We start from the raw sequence: 17,875 nt of genomic DNA, 5'->3' as shown, positions 1-17,875 counted from the left end.
AATAAAAAAGAGAGGTGTACCTTAAATACACCTCCCTTAACTAAACAAACTAACTAATTTAAACAAAAACCATATATATCATTTAAGGCCTTAATTCAACTTTAGATAAAACTACATTATCCATATGGAAATTAACAGGTCCAGTGTTTTTTTCATTCCATCCCCTGATAATCACTTCATAATTTGCTGTTTCACGAAACCTAACAAGCTTACTTAGGTATACCCATTCTCCAATTGGAGAGTCTTCGGTGAAAAGAGATAAAATAGGTGCTGACCAATCATAATCAGCAGCATTTTCACTTTTCCAATAGAACCTTACATCCGGAGAAAAACCAGTCGGGTCACTTAATTCTTCCAATCTAGTCCAAAGTCCAAGTAAATAGATTCCCTCTTCAATAAAAACCATTCTTTGATCATCTCCTGAATCAGAGGTGTGCTGCATCCAGGTAAACTCTTGATTAGCATGAGGTGGCATTTCAACATAAGCGCTTACTTTCCCATCCTGAGCCTGATCAGTAGTTACATTTATTTCTCCAAATGAGTCCCAGGCTATACGCCAATTAGAGTTAGTAGAATTTTCAAAACTATAATCAAAATCTGACCCAACTAACATGTTTGGATAATCAAAAACCATTTCCACATCTGTAAAAGCTTCCGATTCAACAAAGTCAGTAGTTCTTAAATTACCAGGCGTATATGACACTTTTACTTCATCTCCATAATAAATCCGATCATTTTCGAATTCAATAATGACAGCATTGGTTTCAGCTTCATCAATATACATACTGCTAATAGTAGGGTTTATAATATTCCTTCCATCCTTAATAACAACAGCAAAATTACTTATATCTATCGATTCAGGATCAATATCTCTACTAAACACCATGGCAAGATTTCCTTCTCTTTCAACAACTTGATCTAAAGTTACAGGTTCTGTTGATGCAATAACTTTAATAAGTTTTTGAAAAGCAATAGTGTCTCCTCCAAATGGTCTAGCCCTAGTTGCACTGAAATCCATATCATAAGTTCCCAAAGATTTATATCTAATATCGACTTCTGTCTCTGGACCTGTAAACACGTCAGGAGTTCCTCCAGGTAAATTCCATAAATAATCAGTCGGAGCACCCTCAACTTCATAACTATACCTTACCCATTCACTTGCTACTACTTCATTTTCAGCATTATCACTTAAATCAAGAGCTTCACCTAAAGATCCATCTTTATTCAATAAATTTGCTTTTAATTTAATACCTACCGGACCTAAAACTCTAACAATAATAGAACTTTCTAATTCTGTTTTGCCAGAAAGTTCAGTTCCAATATAAGCCTCGCTCTTAAATGAATGATTGAGCTTTACAGTATATTCTCCGGGTGTATTAAACGATGTTTGAACGATATCTGTTGTTGCAGTGACATCGTTATCCGACCCCTTTATGTCAGTAACACTTTCAGGAAAAGTCCAGATTCTAGAAATAACACCAGAAGAAAGATCTCCAAATGATATATTTTCATCGACATTAACTTGGTTATTGAAATCTTGCTCCGAAGTAACAATAACTTGATGACTTGCCGTTGGCAAATTAACCTCATCCTCCTGACATCCAGTAAGGAACGCCACAAAAACGGCAAGTATACCAATTTTACATATAAATTTATTTTTTTTCATAACTAATTAGTTTAATTCATTATTTGTTTGCAACTCCGCAGCAGGTATAGGGAAATAGTCATGCTGACTTGGATTGTAAGCCTCATTTCCAGCAGTGAAATCAGGTCTAATTCTTTCTACTATAAACAATGGAGGTTGACCTACAATTACAGTTTCTGCGTTCGGGTCAATCTCTAAAGCATCAAGATCTTCTTCTAATTTTTCTAATCTCCATGCTTCATCAGCAGCTAATTCACTAAAAACTTCTGAAACAATTCCCCAACGAATTAAATCTTTCCATCTATGACCTTCAAAACAAAGCTCTAGTGGTCTTTCAACTCTTCTGATATGAGTCATAACTGAGGTTGCATCTGCTGTTACCCAAGTTCTTGGTCCATGAACTTGAATACTCTTATAAAGTTCTGGAATCATTCCTCCATTTTCATCCATATATCGCTGTAAAGTTATTACTCCTGCTCTAGTTCTAATTTTATCAATATATTCTATGGCAGTAGTATAATCCCCTGTTGCATTAATTACCGCCTCCGCATACATTAAGTACACATCTGCTAAACGTATATGTCTAAAGTTTATTCCTGATCTACTGTTAGCATCTTCTGCATCTAAATGATACCAATTTGCATGTTTTTTAACATAGGCCGTTTGACCAAATCCCCAACCTGGCTTGTCCCCAAAAGGAAGATTATAATATAATCCTTCACCGTCACTAGGTGCTAAAGTTGCTATATAACGCTTAGATTGCGTATTACCATCATTAACAGGGTTGTCCGTATCTATTTCTTCATAAATAAACATTTCATGTAAATAATAGGAAGCCAAAACTGTGTTAAAAGCTCCAAAGCTTAATTGCCCAACTTCTCTACCTAAAGTTGAAGCTTCAGCACCGGTTGAAAAAGGTGTGTCGTCAACATTATTTCCGTTAACTCCTGGACTTAATTCTGCAGAATAAGGAACTTCAAAAATCGATTCTCTATTATATTCATTAACATCCGTGAAGTTATCTAAAACGTTCGGTGTCAATTTATATATATCAGAATTAATAACTTCTAAGAACAAATCAGAGGCATCTTCCCATTTTTCACCGTATAAATGAACTTTTCCTAATAAAGCAGTTGCTGCTCCCCAGGTAACTCTTCCCAAGTCTTCACCTTCCCATTTTGTTGGCAGATTTGACTTCGCATAAGTTAAATCTGGAATTATTACACTGTTCGTAACTTCTTCAATAGTGGATAACGGTTTAGAAAGCTCATCGGGCTCGGGTACAGTTGTATGAATAATTGCTTGTCCATAATTATTAATTATCTCAAAATAAAAATAGGCTCTTAAAAATCGGGCTTGGGCCAAAACTTCTTCCTTTGACGAAGTATTAAACACTATATTATCTCCAGCCTCCTCTAATTTTTGAATAACCTGATTTGCTCTAAAGATTCCCATATACATCTCATTCCACTTATCAACCACATAATATGTACCATCATTATAAGTAAAATTCTTAAATACTAATGGACGATACCACGGTTCTGTTCCTCCAATATCGCCTCTATTAAACTCATAAGCCATATCACCACCACTAACAGCCTGAAATTGAAGCGCTCCATAAACTGTCGTTAAAGCAGAATTAAATTGCTTTTCTGAACCCCAAAAAGTACCTTCGGTAATCGCATTTGGATTTACTTCATCCAAAAACTTATCTTCGCTACAACCTAATATGACTAATAAAATCATCATTAGACTGCTTATTCTAATTGTGTTGTTTATTTTTATATTTGTTTTCATAATTATTTTTTTAAAAACCAAGTTGAAGACCTAACATAAACTGACGAGTAACAGGGTAATCACCACGATCTACACCTCTTGTAAATAAACCATCTCCACCAACCTCAGGATCATATCCTGTGTATTTTGTAAACGTAATTGGGTTAACTCCAGTTAAATATACTCTAAATTTATCAATCTTAGTCTTCTCTAACCCAGGTATAGTATAGCCTAAAGTAATATTTCTTATTCTCCAATAAGAGCCATCTTCTAAGAAGAAATCAGATCTAGCTCTAAAGTTATTGTGCCCAGCATTAAGTCTATCTGTTGGAATATCTGAAGTATTATTCTGAGGAGACCACATGTGATAACTATCACGATGCCTTGCATTGGCATAAGCATATCTCTTAGCTCCATTATAAATCTCTGCACCACTTGAAAAATAATTTTGAATAAATAAATCAAAACCTTTATAATCAAAATTAAAATTTAAACCGCCTTCAAAATCAGATTGACCAGAACCTGCATAAACCCTATCATTATCATCAATCTCACCATTACCATTTTGGTCAATATACATCATGTCACCAATTTGAGCACTATCATCCAATTGTTTATACTGCGCCAAAGTTGCTTCATCCTTAATGATACCATTACTTTGTACTAAGAAAAAGGCACCTGCTTCATAACCCTCGGCAAGGAAAGTTGTGAAATCTCCCCCACCTCTTACATTAGGTATACCGTTTCCGTATCCTCTTTCAACACCATTTAAATCGGTAACCGTATTTTTATTTTGAGTATATACACCAGTAATGCTATACTTAAAACCTCCTTCTGTTTGGTTTTTATATCCTAAAGAAAGTTCAAATCCTTTATTCACCATATTACCTGCATTAATGGTTTTTATATCATAATTACCACCGTTTGGATGATAAGTACCGGAGGAAGGAGTTAATCTTTCGTTTAACAACATGTCCTTTTTATCAGACTGGTAAACATCCGCAGTAAACGTTAACTGATTATTTAAAAATGCTAAGTCTATACCAATATTCTTAGATATGGTTGTTTCCCATTTAATATTAGGATCGACAAATCTTCTTTGTACTTGCCCAAAATTTATTGATTCATTAGGACCGAAGGGGTAATTTATACCAGTCTCAATTATTGGTTGGAAAGAATAAGAAGGGATAGATTGATTACCTAATTCTGCCCAACTTGCTCTAAGTTTAAAATTATTTATGAAAGATAATGCATCACTATTTTGAAAAAAAGCTTCATCATGAATGTTCCATCCTGCTGAAAAACCCCAAAAATCACCGTAACGATTTTCCTCCGAAAATTTTGAAGACCCATCGCGTCTATAACTTGCGGATAATAAATACTTTCCTTTATAATTATACTGTACTCTTAATAACTTACCACTAATTGTTGAATTATCTAAAAACGAAGTAGGAGCAATTCCTTCTGCACCGTATCCAAGAGTTTGAATATTATTACTAGAATTCTCATCATAAATAACACCTACACCAAGCGTTTTTGATTCAAAACGTTCGTAGGACAGCACCCCAGTAAAATTAAAATTATGATCTCCAAAACTTTTCTTGTAATTTAATATAGTTTCAAGAGTTTCTCTTTTTGTATCAATAAAATCTTCATTTAGCAAAGCTTGTGGGACTGAGGCCGTAGGATTTATGTCGCCACTAAAATCATATACTAAATATTGAGGTCTAAAAAATTTCCTTGCGTAACTATAAGTGTTTCTCCCTAGGTTTAACTTTGCATTAAATCCTTCAAAAATCTCATAATCTAAATTAATAGCTGCATTTGTTGATTCAACCTTACGTTCATCAACATTCTCTAACTGAGATGACAAATAACTATATTGTATTGCATTTCTAACCGGAATACTAACCGAATTTTCTCCAACAGGCATAATATCATTTATACTTGGCTGAAAAGGCATCTGAACAATAGCCAACTCATACAAGGCAAAAGGCTCCTGCTCTCTATCTTCAGTTGTAAACCCGAAAGTAGAGAAAATTTTGAATTTACCTTTAGTAAAATCTGCTGTTAATCTACTTGCCAGCCTATTAAAACCGGAATTTATTAAAACACCATCTTGCTCAAAATACGTTGTGTTTAAATTTACTCTTATAATATCTGTACCTCCATTAACATTTAAATTAATATTCTTTATTGGGGCATTATTATTTGTAACATCAGCAACGAAATCTGTATCTATATTTAAAGCATTTGGATTAAATATAAAAGTTAAAGGCACATCATTATTGGCCGCCTGTCTAACTTCATCAGCATATAGTTGTTGTGCAGTATTCATTAATGGTGTAAATGATGTGATATTTTGAATACCTGTATATGTATTCAAATCAACTTTTATATTACCCACTTTTCCTCGTTTTGTTGTAATTAAAATGACACCATTAGATGCTCTTGTTCCATAAATTGCGGCAGAAGCACCGTCTTTTAATACATCAATAGATTCAATCTGCTCTGGTGCTATATTAGGATTACCCTGAGCAGGTATTCCATCTACAACATACAAAGGACCTAATGCTCCAGAATTCAGTGAACCTAAACCACGTATTTGCACGTTAGCAGAAGAACCTGGTCTACCACTTGAAGACTGAACATTCACCCCTGCAACTTGACCTTGTAAAGCAGCACCAACATCGGCAACAGGCAACTTCTCAATTGTCTCAGAACTTATCTTAACAACAGCTCCAGTTACTTCCTTTTTCTTTTGTGTACCATAACCAACTACAACCACCTCATCAAGCTGGGCTAAATCCTCTTGTAGCGACACATTAATAGTTGATTTGTTGCCTACAGGTTTTTCAAGAGTTATATAGCCAATATAGCTATACACTAAAGTCCCTGAAGGACTTACCTCAATCTCGTAAAGGCCATCAAAATCTGTTACAACACCAGTAGTTGTACCTTTTATTACAATATTAACCCCAGGTAGCGGTATACCGTCGGACGTGACCGCTCCCTTTACTTTAATGTTTTGGGCAAAAAGGCACCCAAAACTCAAAAACAGTATAAACATTAGTTTATACTTGCAAATCATTAATTTAATTAGCATAATTTTATTAGTTTAGAATAATTTGTTAACAAATATCAAGAATATGTTAAATGTTTATTAAAATCTTGACTTGATATAAACTTTACATCCTGCATAATACCCAACCAAATTAATTTAATTTACTCGATAAGAACTTGATGAATAAATGTTATATTTTTTCGCAATATCTACTTAATCAAGCCCAACTCGGAACACAAAGTTATTTTTTGAATTTTTAGCTTTCTCAAAGCCTAATCAATTCATTTAAAGACATTTACATAGACACTATAAACTGACTAAGATTTGATATAAAAAATTCTTTAAAAACAGAAGCGTTTTTTATAGTAATATTAATATTGAAAATCTTAAATTTATGTTTTTAACATCATAAACAATTATTACATCCCCAATGATAGCAGAAAAGTCAAGTTTGTTTCCCAGAAACTATAAACATGATAACACAACTAAATATTTTTATTTAGTGATATTTTTCGCTGTTTTCTTCAGCGATATTTCAAATGCTCAAAATAAAATATCCGATTACACTAAGGCGAAAAAGGTTTTTGACAAGGGGATGGAATTAAGGTTTAAAAGCCCTGATAGTTCTTTAATTTTATTTCAAAAAAGTCATGACCTGTACATGAAAAATCAAGATACAGTAAGCGCTGTTCTTAGTTTAATTGAAAAATCACTAGTATATGAAAACAATGCCCAATACGCTAGCTCATATGAAGTGTTATGGAACGCCCTGCAACTTACTGACAACACAAGTCACAAAACTATAAAATCGGTAGTTTATAACAAACTAGGCAGAACGTATAGCTATTACAAACGAGAAGACGAAGCTTTAGATTATTTAAAAAAATCATTAGAGATTCACAAAAATCTCGCTAAAAATCATCAAATTAACCCTGCTGGAATTGTTCCCTATTATTATGCTATAGTTTCAACATATAGAGATTTAGAAAAACCTGAATTAGCAAAAACTTATTTGGATAGCAGTTATTTATACTTTTCAAAAAGCAATGAGGTAGTACCAAGGGCTTATTTAGATTTCGAAAATGCTAATATCTTATGTTTGCAAAATAAAAATGAAGAAGCCCTAGAGATTATGGAGAAAATTTTTCCTTGGTTTCAACAAAATCAACCCTCCTACTTAGTTCTATTTTACAAATACTGGGGGGATATTTACTTAAATTTATCAAAACTAAAACAAAGCGAAGCACTATACCTTAAAGCTCTCAAAATTTCGAAGGAGTACAAAAGTCATATCGATTTCACACCACTTATTTACGAAAAACTCACTAAACTCTACCTACTCAAAAATGATTTTAAGAATGCTTTTCTAAGTCTAAAAACAGCCAAAGAACTAGACGCTAAGTTTTTTGATAGCCGAAGCACATACAACCAACCACTTATAGAGATTAAAGATTCATATCGACAAAGAAAAGAACAACAACAAAAACTAATACAAGCCCAACAACTTAAGCAATTAGAACAAGAAGATAAGATAAAAATCCTCCAAAGAAGAATCCTTTTAGTATCTGTCGTTTTTATTCTTATTATAGGCTATTTCTACATTAGAAACCTTAGAGCAAGACACAAAACAGAAAAGGAATTAATAAAAAGAAATAAAGAACTTGAAATCAAAAAAGCTAGAGAACTTTTAGAACTTAAAAATAAAGAATTAGCAAGTTCAGCGCTTCAACTCATAGAAAAAGATGAATTCCTTAAAAATCTAAAAACAAAAATCAGGGATAGTCAAACCTCTATCAAAAAAAGCGAACTAAATAAAATTCTTAAATCTGTTTCTGTAAATAACACGAATTCTTGGGATGAATTTAAACTGCGATTCATTGAAGTAAATAAGGATTTCTATGATAAAATATTTGAAAAGTTCCCCAACCTAAGTCAAGGAGATCAAAAAATATGTGCATTGATTAAATTAAATATGTCCAGCAAAGAAATGTCTCGACTTTTAGGCATATCTGTAGAGTCTGTACATACATCAAGACACAGAATCAGAAAAAAAATGAAACTCCCAAGGGAAATAAATTTAGAGGACTACATTAATTCATTGTAGTTTATATGAAATCACAATCCTTTTTTTCCGAAAAGTGAATCGTTAAACTAAAAATTGAAATTTTTTAAAAAAATTATCAACACAAGATAATTATAACTTTTACTTTAAAACATTCTTGTTAAGTAAATAATGTTATTTTTGTTTGCTTTCAGATAAAAGGTATGAGTAAAACTAACAGTGATTTAAAATCTAACTACAACGTTCCCAATCTTGAGCGCGGACTTTTAATTATCGAGCTTCTTGCAAAACATAAAACAGGATTAACGCTAACTGAGATTATTGAAATGTTGTCAATTTCAAAATCAAGTGTATTTAGAATTGTTAGCACACTCATTTTTAAAAACTATCTTCAAAAAAATGAGACTACAAAAAAAATAACGCTCTCAAGAAAAATGCTAACCCTTGGCATATCCTCGATGAACGAACAAAGTATTGTCGAATCATCAATTGATGTTATGCGAGCGTTAAGGGATGAACTAAAAGAATCTGTGATGCTAGGCATATTACTTGGAGACAGAGGCACTATTTTAGAACAAGTTTCATCGTCATACCCTGTAAAACTTTTTGTAGAACAGGGTACACAATTTAAATTACATAGTTCTGTTGGAGGGAAATGTATTTTAGCAAATTTACCGAACGAAGAAGCCAATGAAATAATAAAAAAAATAACACTTACAAAATTTACCAAAAACACGATCACTTCCAAAAAAACGTTTAGAGAAGAATTGAATGAGGTAAAGAAAAAAGGGTTTGCTATAGATAACGGTGAAGACATCCAAGGTATTCATTGTATTGGAGCCCCTATTTTTAACGAGTATGGCTATCCAGTGGCGTCTTTATGGATTACAGCTCCACATGGCAGATTACCTCACGAAGACTTCAATAAAAAAGGAGCAATAATTACCAAATATGCCTTGCAAATTTCATTAAAATTAGGATATCTTAAATCTTAATATTTTTTACATCATTTTAAATTAGGCAATACATCCAAAGCTCATAAATCAATTGTCAATTTTTTTCTAAGCCTTTGTGCTAAGAGCCAATTTAAACACCTCAAAATTAGTTAATAAAATAATTACTATTTCAAAACAATAAGTCTAAATAATTTGTATATTTGTTTCAAATAAGAAACAAGTTTATCATTTGAACTAAATTAATATAAAATGAGAGCAACACAATATGAAGGTAATAAAACCTTCAGCGTAGTAGAAAGAGAAGTAACAGAACCAGCTTCAGGTGAGGTACGAATTAAGGTAGCTTTTTCGGGAGTATGCGGTACAGATGTTCACATCTATCATGGTATGATGGACAAAAGAGTAGATATGCCTCAAACTATAGGGCATGAAATGTCAGGAATCATTGATGCAGTTGGATCAGGAGTTTCTGGTTTTTCAATTGGAGACAAAGTTGTGGTACGTCCGCTTGATGATTCTAAAGCAAAACCTTCTGACAAAGGGTTTAATCATATCTGTGAAGAATTAAACTTTATAGGAATTGATAGCCCTGGATCCATGCAACAATATTGGAATGTTCCTGCCTTTACATTGCACAAATTAAAGGAAAACACAGATCTCAAATTGGCAGCGCTTATTGAACCTTTATCTGTTGCAACTCATGACGTACGTCTTAGTGGGCTTATTGAAGGAGAAACAGCCGTTGTGTTAGGTGGCGGACCAATAGGTTTACTTGTCGCTATGGTGGCTAAAGAGGTAGGTGCTCAAGTTATTATTTCCGAAGTAAACCCTGCACGTATTGCAAAAGCTAAAGAGTTAGGTTTTGACGCTGTTAGTCCTATAGAGGTTGATTTAGTTGAATATGTTCACGGAAAAACTGAAGGTAGAAAAGCGGACGTTGTTTTTGAAGTAGCTGGTGTACAGCCTGCCCTAGACGTCATGACCGAAGTGGCAGGGATTAGAGGAAGAATTTTAATGGTTGCCATTCATGGTGAGAAAAAACCAATTGACTTGTTTAAATTCTTTTGGAAAGAATTAAAATTAATTGGAGCTAGAGTATATGAAAGAGAAGATTATGAAAAATCAATTAATCTAATTACTGAAAACAAGTTGCCTTTTGAAGATATGATTACAGATGTACAACCTCTAAGCAATATTCAACAGGTGTTTGAAAACATTGACAATAATCCTGATGGCTTAAAGGTATTAATGGATTGTCAAGCATAATTTATAAATAGAAAAACAAAATAAAATGAGTATTTTAAACACATTTAGTTTAGAAGGAAAAACAGCTTTAGTAACGGGTTGTAAACGTGGAATTGGAAAAGCAATGGCTGTTGGTTTAGCCGAGGCCGGAGCAAACATTATTGGTGTGTCGGCATCATTAGAATTAAGTGGTAGTGCTGTTGAAAAAGAAGTACAGGCAGTTGGAAAAAATTTCAGTGCTTACCAATGTGATTTTTCAGATAGAAAATCACTTTACAAGTTTATTGAAACTGTAAAAGCTGATCATCCGAAAATAGATATTTTGGTTAATAATGCAGGTACTATTTTAAGAGCTCCTGCTGTTGAACATCCTGATGAAATGTGGGATAAAGTTATTGAAGTGAACCAAAATGCTCAATTTATCTTAACTAGAGAAATCGGGAAAGAAATGGTAAAGAGAGAATCGGGAAAAATAATTTTCACAGCATCTCTACTAACATTCCAAGGAGGTATTACAGTTCCTGGATACGCCGCTTCAAAAGGAGCTATTGGTCAAATGACTATGGCATTTGCTAACGAATGGGCAGGAAAAGGCGTTAACGTAAATGCTATTGCGCCGGGTTACATTGCTACCGATAATACTGAAGCGTTAAGAAATGACCCTGTGCGTTCAGAATCTATTCTTTCGCGTATCCCTGCAGGTCGTTGGGGTAAAGCGACTGATTTTGCTGGACCAACTGTGTTTTTAGCATCCGATGCCGCAGGATATATGAATGGATCTATCGTTCTTGTTGACGGTGGTTGGATGGGAAGATAGTTTATCATTTAATAAAAGGTGAACTTTAGAAAATCAAAAAAAATTAAGAAACTACAATCATTGTTTTTTATAATGATTGTAGTTATAACTATTAGTAATATTCAGGCTCAATCTAAACCAAACATTGTTTTTATTTTGTCTGATGATGCTGGTTATGCGGATTTTGGTTTTCAAGGAAGCAAAGATTTTAAAACACCCCATTTAGATGCTTTAGCAAAAAGTGGAGTTAAGTTTACACAAGCCTACGTGTCAGCAGCTGTTTGTGGGCCTTCTAGAGCAGGTATTTTAACAGGAAAATATCAACAAAAATTTGGTTTTGAAGAAAATAATGTCCCTGGATATATGAGTTCTTCTGGTTTATTAGGTGATGAAATGGGTTTACCCTTAGACCAAACTACAGTAGCACAATACCTTAAAAAACTAGGTTATAAAACAGCGCTTTTTGGAAAATGGCACATGGGTAATGCAGATCGATATCACCCAATAAAAAGAGGTTTTGATGAGTTTTATGGTTTTAGAGGTGGCGCAAGAAGTTATTTCGAATATACGGACGAAGAACAAAAGAATAAAACTTCTAAAAAACTAGAACGTAATTTTAAAAATTTTAAAGAAAGTGATATCTATCTAACAGATGCTTTAGCTAAAGAAACAGTAAAATTTATAGAGCGAAATAAAAATAACCAATTCTTTGTTTTTCTTTCATTTAATGCCGTACACACGCCTATGGAAGCTAGAGCAGACGATTTAAAAAAAGTACCTAAGCATCTTACTGGTAAGCGCCGTACTTTAGCTGCAATGACTATTGTTTTAGACCGAGCTTGCGGACATGTATTAAACAAAATAAAAGATTTAGGTCTAGAAAAAAACACTCTTATTGTTTTTGCAAATGATAATGGTGGTCCCTCCGATTCTAACGCTTCAAGTAATTTTCCGCTTAGCGGAACAAAAGCTAATCATTTAGAAGGAGGTATTCGTATACCTTTTTTAATGTCATGGCAAGGTAAACTTGATAAGAACACTACTTTCAACAAGCCTATTTCTACTTTAGACTTATTACCAACATTTCTATCTGTTGCAGACGGAAAACAAGAAAACATTAAAGACTTAGATGGTGTGAATTTAATACCTTTTATTACCAATACCAACAAAGGACTACCTCATGAAACTTTATATTGGAAAAAGGAATCAAGAGCAGCTATTAGACATTTTAATTATAAACTAATTCGTTTTCCAGACAGACCGGCAGAGTTATATAATCTAGAAGAAGATATCTCTGAGGCAAACGATTTAGCTTCAATATATCCTGACAAAGTAAAAGAATTATACAGCATGTTATTCGATTGGGAATTAACATTAGAAAGACCACTTTGGCAATTAAAAAGGCTATACGAAGGCAAAGCGGCATCCAGAATGGATAAATACAGAAAACCAAAAATTAATAATTAACTAAAAAATTATGGCAGAAATTAAAGATTACAAATTGTTTATTAATGGTGAATGGAGAACATCAACTTCAGGAGAAACTATTGATATTATTAGCCCTTCAACAGAAGAGGTTGTTGCTCGTGTTCAAAATGGAACAGCTGAAGAAGCTTTAGAAACATTAGAACATGCAGATAAAGCACAAAAAGAATGGAAAAAATTACCAGCTCGTGAACGTGCTGATTTGTTATATAAATTAGCTGATGAAATTGAAGCCAATACCGAGCATCTAGCTGTATTATTAACGAAAGAACAAGGTAAACTATTAAAAGTAGCTCGTTTTGAGGTTGCTGTTACAGCCTCATTTATAAGATATGCAGCTGAAGGTGCAAGAAGAATTGAAGGAGATATTATTCCTTCTGATAATCCAAACGAACAAATTTGGATTCAAAAAGTACCTCGAGGAGTTGTGGTAGCTATTACGGCTTGGAATTTCCCATTGGCCTTAGCAGGACGTAAATTAGGTCCAGCTTTAGTTGCTGGAAATTCAATTGTAATTAAACCAACATCTGAAACACCAATATCTACACTTGAGCTAGGAAACCTTGCTAATAAAGTTGGTATTCCTAAAGGTGTAATTAATATTTTAACCGGCCCAGGACGTGCTATGGGTAACGCCTTAGTGGAAAGCCCTTTATGTAAAATGGTGACCATGACAGGATCGACGCCTGTAGGTCAACAAATAGCAAGAAATGCTGCCCAAAACTTAACACATGTACAATTAGAACTAGGAGGAAAAGCCCCTTTTATTGTTTTTGAAGACGCTGATATTGATGCAGCTGTAGAATCTGCATTACATTCTCGTTTTGATAATTGTGGGCAAGTTTGTACTTGTAACGAACGTATGTACGTGCATGAAGATATTTATGATGTATTCATGGAGAAATTTATAGCTGCTACCAAAGGTATTAAAGTTGGAGATCCTATGTTAGAAGATACCGATATGGGGCCAAAAGTAAATGCTTCCGAGTTAAAACACATGGAACATTTAGTTGCTGTTAGTCTTGAAGAAGGTGCTACACTTGCTACTGGAGGAAAACGTCCAGAAGGGAAACAATTTGAAAACGGCTATTGGTTTGAGCCAACGGTACTAACTAATGTTACTCAAGATATGACAATCGTTCACGAAGAGGCATTTGGTCCAATTTTACCTGTTTTAAAATTCAAAACATTTGATGAAGTGGTTGAATATGCAAACGATTGTGAATATGGGTTGGCTGCTATGGTGTTCACAAATGATATGAATACGATAATGAAATGTAATGATGAGTTGGAATATGGCGAAATCTATGTAAATAGAGGTCATGGAGAACAACACCAAGGTTTCCACAACGGGTACAAATTATCAGGTTCTGGTGGAGAAGATGGAAAATATGGTTTCGAGCAATATTTAGAGAAGAAAACATTCTACGTAAGACATAACCCAAAAAAGTAATGAGTACAAAGATTTCAAGTGTAAAAACACGTTTATTTACAGTGCCATTACCTGAAGTAATGTCTGATGCAAAACATGGAGATCACTACCATTTTGAATTGGTTACAGTAACCATAACCCTTGAAGATGGTAGCGAAGGAACGGGTTACACTTATACTGGAGGAAAGGGTGGTTTTTCTATTAAGGCCATGATAGAACATGACTTTACTAATGCACTAATTGGAAAAGACGGAACCGATATTGAAGGCATTTACGACTTTTTAGAATGGCACGTACATTATGTAGGTCGTGGTGGAATTGCATCCTTTGCAATTTCTGCTGTCGATATTGCTTTATGGGATATTCGTTGTAAAAAAGCGGGGCAACCATTATGGAAAATGGCAGGTGGACAAGGAAACACCTGTAAAGCCTATTGCGGTGGTATTGATTTAATGTTTCCAATTGAAAAATTATTGGATAACATGAAAGGTTATCTTGCAAAAGGGTTTAATGCCGTGAAAATTAAAATTGGTAGAGAAAATCTTGAAGAAGATTTAGAGCGTATCAAAGCTGTTAGAGAATATATTGGTCCAGATGTGACGTTTATGGTGGATGCCAACTATTCAATGACCATTGAAAAAGCCATTAAAGCCATTGAAGGTTTCAAACAGTATAATATTACTTGGTTCGAAGAACCTATTATTCCGGATAACTACAAAGGTTTTGGAGAAATTGCAGATGCTACAGGTTTCCCATTAGCCATGGGAGAAAATTTACACACTATTCATGAATTTGAATATGCTTTCGACCAAGCAAAGTTATCGTTTGTGCAACCAGATGCTTCTAACTGTGGTGGTGTAACAGGCTGGTTAGCAGCAGCAAGAATGGCAGATAAACACGGAATTCCTGCATGCTCACATGGTATGCAAGAATTACACGTAAGTTTAGTATCTTCACAACCTAACTCTGGTTGGTTAGAAGTGCATAGTTTCCCAATTGATGAGTATACTACTAGACCTTTGGTAGTTGAAAATTATAGAGCTGTTGCGCCAGATTACCCTGGTGTTGGAGTTATATTTGACTGGGAGAAATTAGCACCTTACGAGGAAAATAAATAAACTAAATGAATGTTATAATAGTTGATAATAAATTTGAATTATATTATCAACTATTATTACGTTTAGTTTAAATCTAAAAAATATTTAAATGAGTACAACTATTTCAGATTTCGGATTGTTAAACGGCGAAACCGTTAAAGAATACACCTTAAAAAATGCTAATGGTGTTGAAGTTAAAATCACTAATTACGGAGCAACGGTGACTACAATTAAGGTTCCGGACAGCAAGGGTCATATAGAAAATATAGCCTGTGGTTTTGATACGCTTGATGGATATTTCAATAAAGACTATGTAGATAATGCACCTTATTTTGGATGCACGGTTGGTCGTTACAGCTCTCAAATTAAAGATGCTAAATTTTCTCTAAATGGAAAAGATTATCAATTAGCCAATAATTGTGGCCCTAATAACCTACATGGAGGAGCTGTTGGTTTTGATAAAAAAGTTTGGAGTGCTGAAACTTTTGAAAATGAGAAAGGTTCAGGTATAAAAATGTCTTTAAAAAGCAATTCTTTAGAAGAAGGTTTTCCAGGAAATGTAGATATTGAAGTAACATTCACTTTAACAAATAATAATGAATTAAATATTGATTATTTAGGAACTCCGGATGAAGATACTCCTTTGTCTTTAACAAATCATACGTACTTTAACTTAAACGCGTTTCATTCTAATGTAGAGTGCCATTTAGCACAAGTTAATGCTAATACAAAGTTAGAGTGTGATGATACCGGAGCAGCCACGGGAAATATAATTAATGTAGAAGGAGCTGCGGATGATATGCGTAAACCAAAAAGAATTGGTGATGCGCATGAAGGTATGGGAGACGGATTTGAAAATTTCTATATCTTAGATAATGAAAAAGCAGATTTCATCGAGTCCGCTAAAATTACATGTCCGGACTCGGGTAGATCATTAACAGTTTCAACAACTGAGCCATGTATGTTACTATATACAGGTAAATATACTTCAGATGCTCTAAAGCGTGAGAATGGCCAACAGTTTGGAAAATATAGAGGCTTCTGCTGCGAAACACATCGTTACCCTAACGGACCGAATATTGAAAATTCACCAAGTTCAATAACCAAGGCAGGTGAAACATTTAAAAGTACTACCCAGTTCAAATTCAACTGGTAATTTTTTTTACTAACCAAAACTAAATAATTATGATTACAGGCGTTTTTTTTGCAATCCTAGCAGGATTATTATTAGGGCTTTATGCCTTACCTGAAAAATTTACTAAAGACTACGAATTCGAAAACACATGGAGTATGTTTTTCGCTATCAACACGTTTGTGGTACCTAATATTGCTGCTTTTTTGTTAATTGATGGATTTGCTGATGTTCTAGCTGCTATTCCCACTAAAGCTTTAATAACGATGATAATTTGCAGTATCCTATGGGGAATTGGAGCTATGATGTGGGGGAAAGCTATAAATTATATCGGCTTATCTCTAGGCTTCTCAATTTTCATAGGAACAATCATTTTAGTAGGGTCTCTTTTACCATTCATTGAAGTCGGTCTACCTAAAACGAATGTTTTATTAACCATTTTGGCTGGTTTAGCGGTTGTTCTTATAGGCGTAATGGCTAATGGTAAAGCAGGAATAATTCGTCAAAAGGATGAAGAAAAAGACAATGATAGTAATACAGAAACAACAAAAAGTGGTTCCATGATTACTGGGATCTTAATTGCTGTAATTGGAGGCTTGTTAGCTACTGGTTTTAGTTATGCCTATGCTGCTGGTGGCGAAATAATTGATACAGCTTCGCAAGCTCAAGGCAATGAATCATGGAAAAGTGCTATTGCTGTGATGTATGTTATATACATGGCAGGAGGTGTAGCAATTGCCATATATTTTATACAACAATTATCTGCAAAAAAGTTATGGGGTAAATTTAAAACACCACATTTAGGTAAAAACATAATGCTTACTTCAATTATGGGCGTATTTAATTTTGCTGCTTCTGTAGTATTCGCTTATGCCGGTTTTAAATTAGGAAAAGAATTAGGTGGAAGCGTTGGTTACGCCATTTTTAATACATCTTGTGTAGTAACTGCCATTATTAGTGGTCTTGTAACAAAAGAATGGGTTAAAGCATCACCAAAAGCAAGAAAGTTTCTATACCTCGGCTTAACATGTATGGTATTGGGTATTCTTATAGTGGCGTACAGTAATAGTTTAAAATAATCAAATAGAAGTATTACAACCTCTAGACTCAAACCAAACATGAAAAAAATTATATATATATTTCTTACTTGTATTATTTTAACAGGTATTTCGTGTAAGCAAGAAG

Annotated in this window: 12 protein-coding genes; 9 read left to right on the top strand and 3 right to left on the bottom strand. The window is 33.9% G+C overall.

Annotation, left to right across the window (positions count from 1 at the left end; translation table 11 throughout):
- Positions 1-82: 82 nt before the first annotated feature.
- From Q0857_RS15795 to Q0857_RS15785, 3 genes are read right to left on the bottom strand one after another with little or no spacing between them, the layout of a single operon-like run.
- Positions 83-1,666, bottom strand: coding sequence for a hypothetical protein (locus tag Q0857_RS15795; protein WP_298537484.1), 1,584 nt, complete (start codon positions 1,664-1,666; stop codon positions 83-85).
- A 6-nt stretch (positions 1,667-1,672) separates the two neighbouring features.
- Positions 1,673-3,442 carry a RagB/SusD family nutrient uptake outer membrane protein gene (locus tag Q0857_RS15790; RefSeq protein ID WP_298537480.1) on the bottom strand — a complete coding sequence of 590 codons (1,770 nt, stop codon included), beginning with the start codon at positions 3,440-3,442 and terminating at the stop codon, positions 1,673-1,675.
- A 10-nt stretch (positions 3,443-3,452) separates the two neighbouring features.
- Positions 3,453-6,527: a TonB-dependent receptor gene (locus Q0857_RS15785; protein WP_298537477.1), complete on the bottom strand. Its 3,075-nt coding sequence runs from the start codon at positions 6,525-6,527 to the stop codon at positions 3,453-3,455.
- Between the two features lie 388 nt (positions 6,528-6,915).
- On the opposite strand from Q0857_RS15785, the gene Q0857_RS15780 reads away from it, so the two are divergent.
- The 9 genes from Q0857_RS15780 to Q0857_RS15740 all read left to right on the top strand — a co-directional run bounded on the left by Q0857_RS15780 (position 6,916) and on the right by Q0857_RS15740 (position 17,769).
- On the top strand, positions 6,916-8,589 hold the full coding sequence (locus Q0857_RS15780; protein WP_298537475.1) for a tetratricopeptide repeat protein: 1,674 nt from the start codon (positions 6,916-6,918) through the stop codon (positions 8,587-8,589).
- A gap of 161 nt (positions 8,590-8,750) precedes the next feature.
- The gene (locus Q0857_RS15775) at positions 8,751-9,542 is read left to right on the top strand and encodes an IclR family transcriptional regulator (protein ID WP_298537472.1); all 792 of its coding nucleotides are present in this window, start codon (positions 8,751-8,753) and stop codon (positions 9,540-9,542) included.
- Positions 9,543-9,752: 210 nt separating this feature from the next.
- Complete coding sequence (locus Q0857_RS15770) at positions 9,753-10,769, top strand: alcohol dehydrogenase catalytic domain-containing protein (protein ID WP_298537469.1); 1,017 nt, start codon at positions 9,753-9,755, stop codon at positions 10,767-10,769.
- 31 nt (positions 10,770-10,800) lie between these two features.
- Complete coding sequence (locus tag Q0857_RS15765) at positions 10,801-11,565, top strand: SDR family NAD(P)-dependent oxidoreductase (RefSeq protein ID WP_298537629.1); 765 nt, start codon at positions 10,801-10,803, stop codon at positions 11,563-11,565.
- Between the two features lie 72 nt (positions 11,566-11,637).
- Entirely contained in the window at positions 11,638-13,011 is a 1,374-nt protein-coding gene (locus Q0857_RS15760) for a sulfatase-like hydrolase/transferase (RefSeq protein WP_298537466.1), read from the top strand.
- Positions 13,012-13,021: 10 nt separating this feature from the next.
- Positions 13,022-14,482, top strand: a complete 1,461-nt coding sequence (gene aldA / locus Q0857_RS15755; RefSeq protein ID WP_298537463.1) for an aldehyde dehydrogenase — start codon at positions 13,022-13,024, stop codon at positions 14,480-14,482.
- Entirely contained in the window at positions 14,482-15,579 is a 1,098-nt protein-coding gene (locus Q0857_RS15750; RefSeq protein WP_298537460.1) for a mandelate racemase/muconate lactonizing enzyme family protein, read from the top strand. The genes aldA and Q0857_RS15750 overlap by 1 nt, the downstream gene beginning before the upstream one ends.
- Positions 15,580-15,667: 88 nt before the next feature.
- Positions 15,668-16,714: an aldose epimerase family protein gene (locus tag Q0857_RS15745; protein ID WP_298537457.1), complete on the top strand. Its 1,047-nt coding sequence runs from the start codon at positions 15,668-15,670 to the stop codon at positions 16,712-16,714.
- A 29-nt stretch (positions 16,715-16,743) separates the two neighbouring features.
- Positions 16,744-17,769: an L-rhamnose/proton symporter RhaT gene (locus Q0857_RS15740; RefSeq protein ID WP_298537454.1), complete on the top strand. Its 1,026-nt coding sequence runs from the start codon at positions 16,744-16,746 to the stop codon at positions 17,767-17,769.
- Positions 17,770-17,875: the final 106 nt, after the last annotated feature.

The organism is uncultured Algibacter sp. (genome assembly GCF_947495925.1).
In the GTDB taxonomy this organism is placed as follows: Bacteria; Bacteroidota; Bacteroidia; order Flavobacteriales; family Flavobacteriaceae; genus Algibacter_E.
The sequence above is the reverse complement of the archived record's forward strand: the minus strand, read 5'-3'. Positions and strand labels throughout refer to the sequence as shown.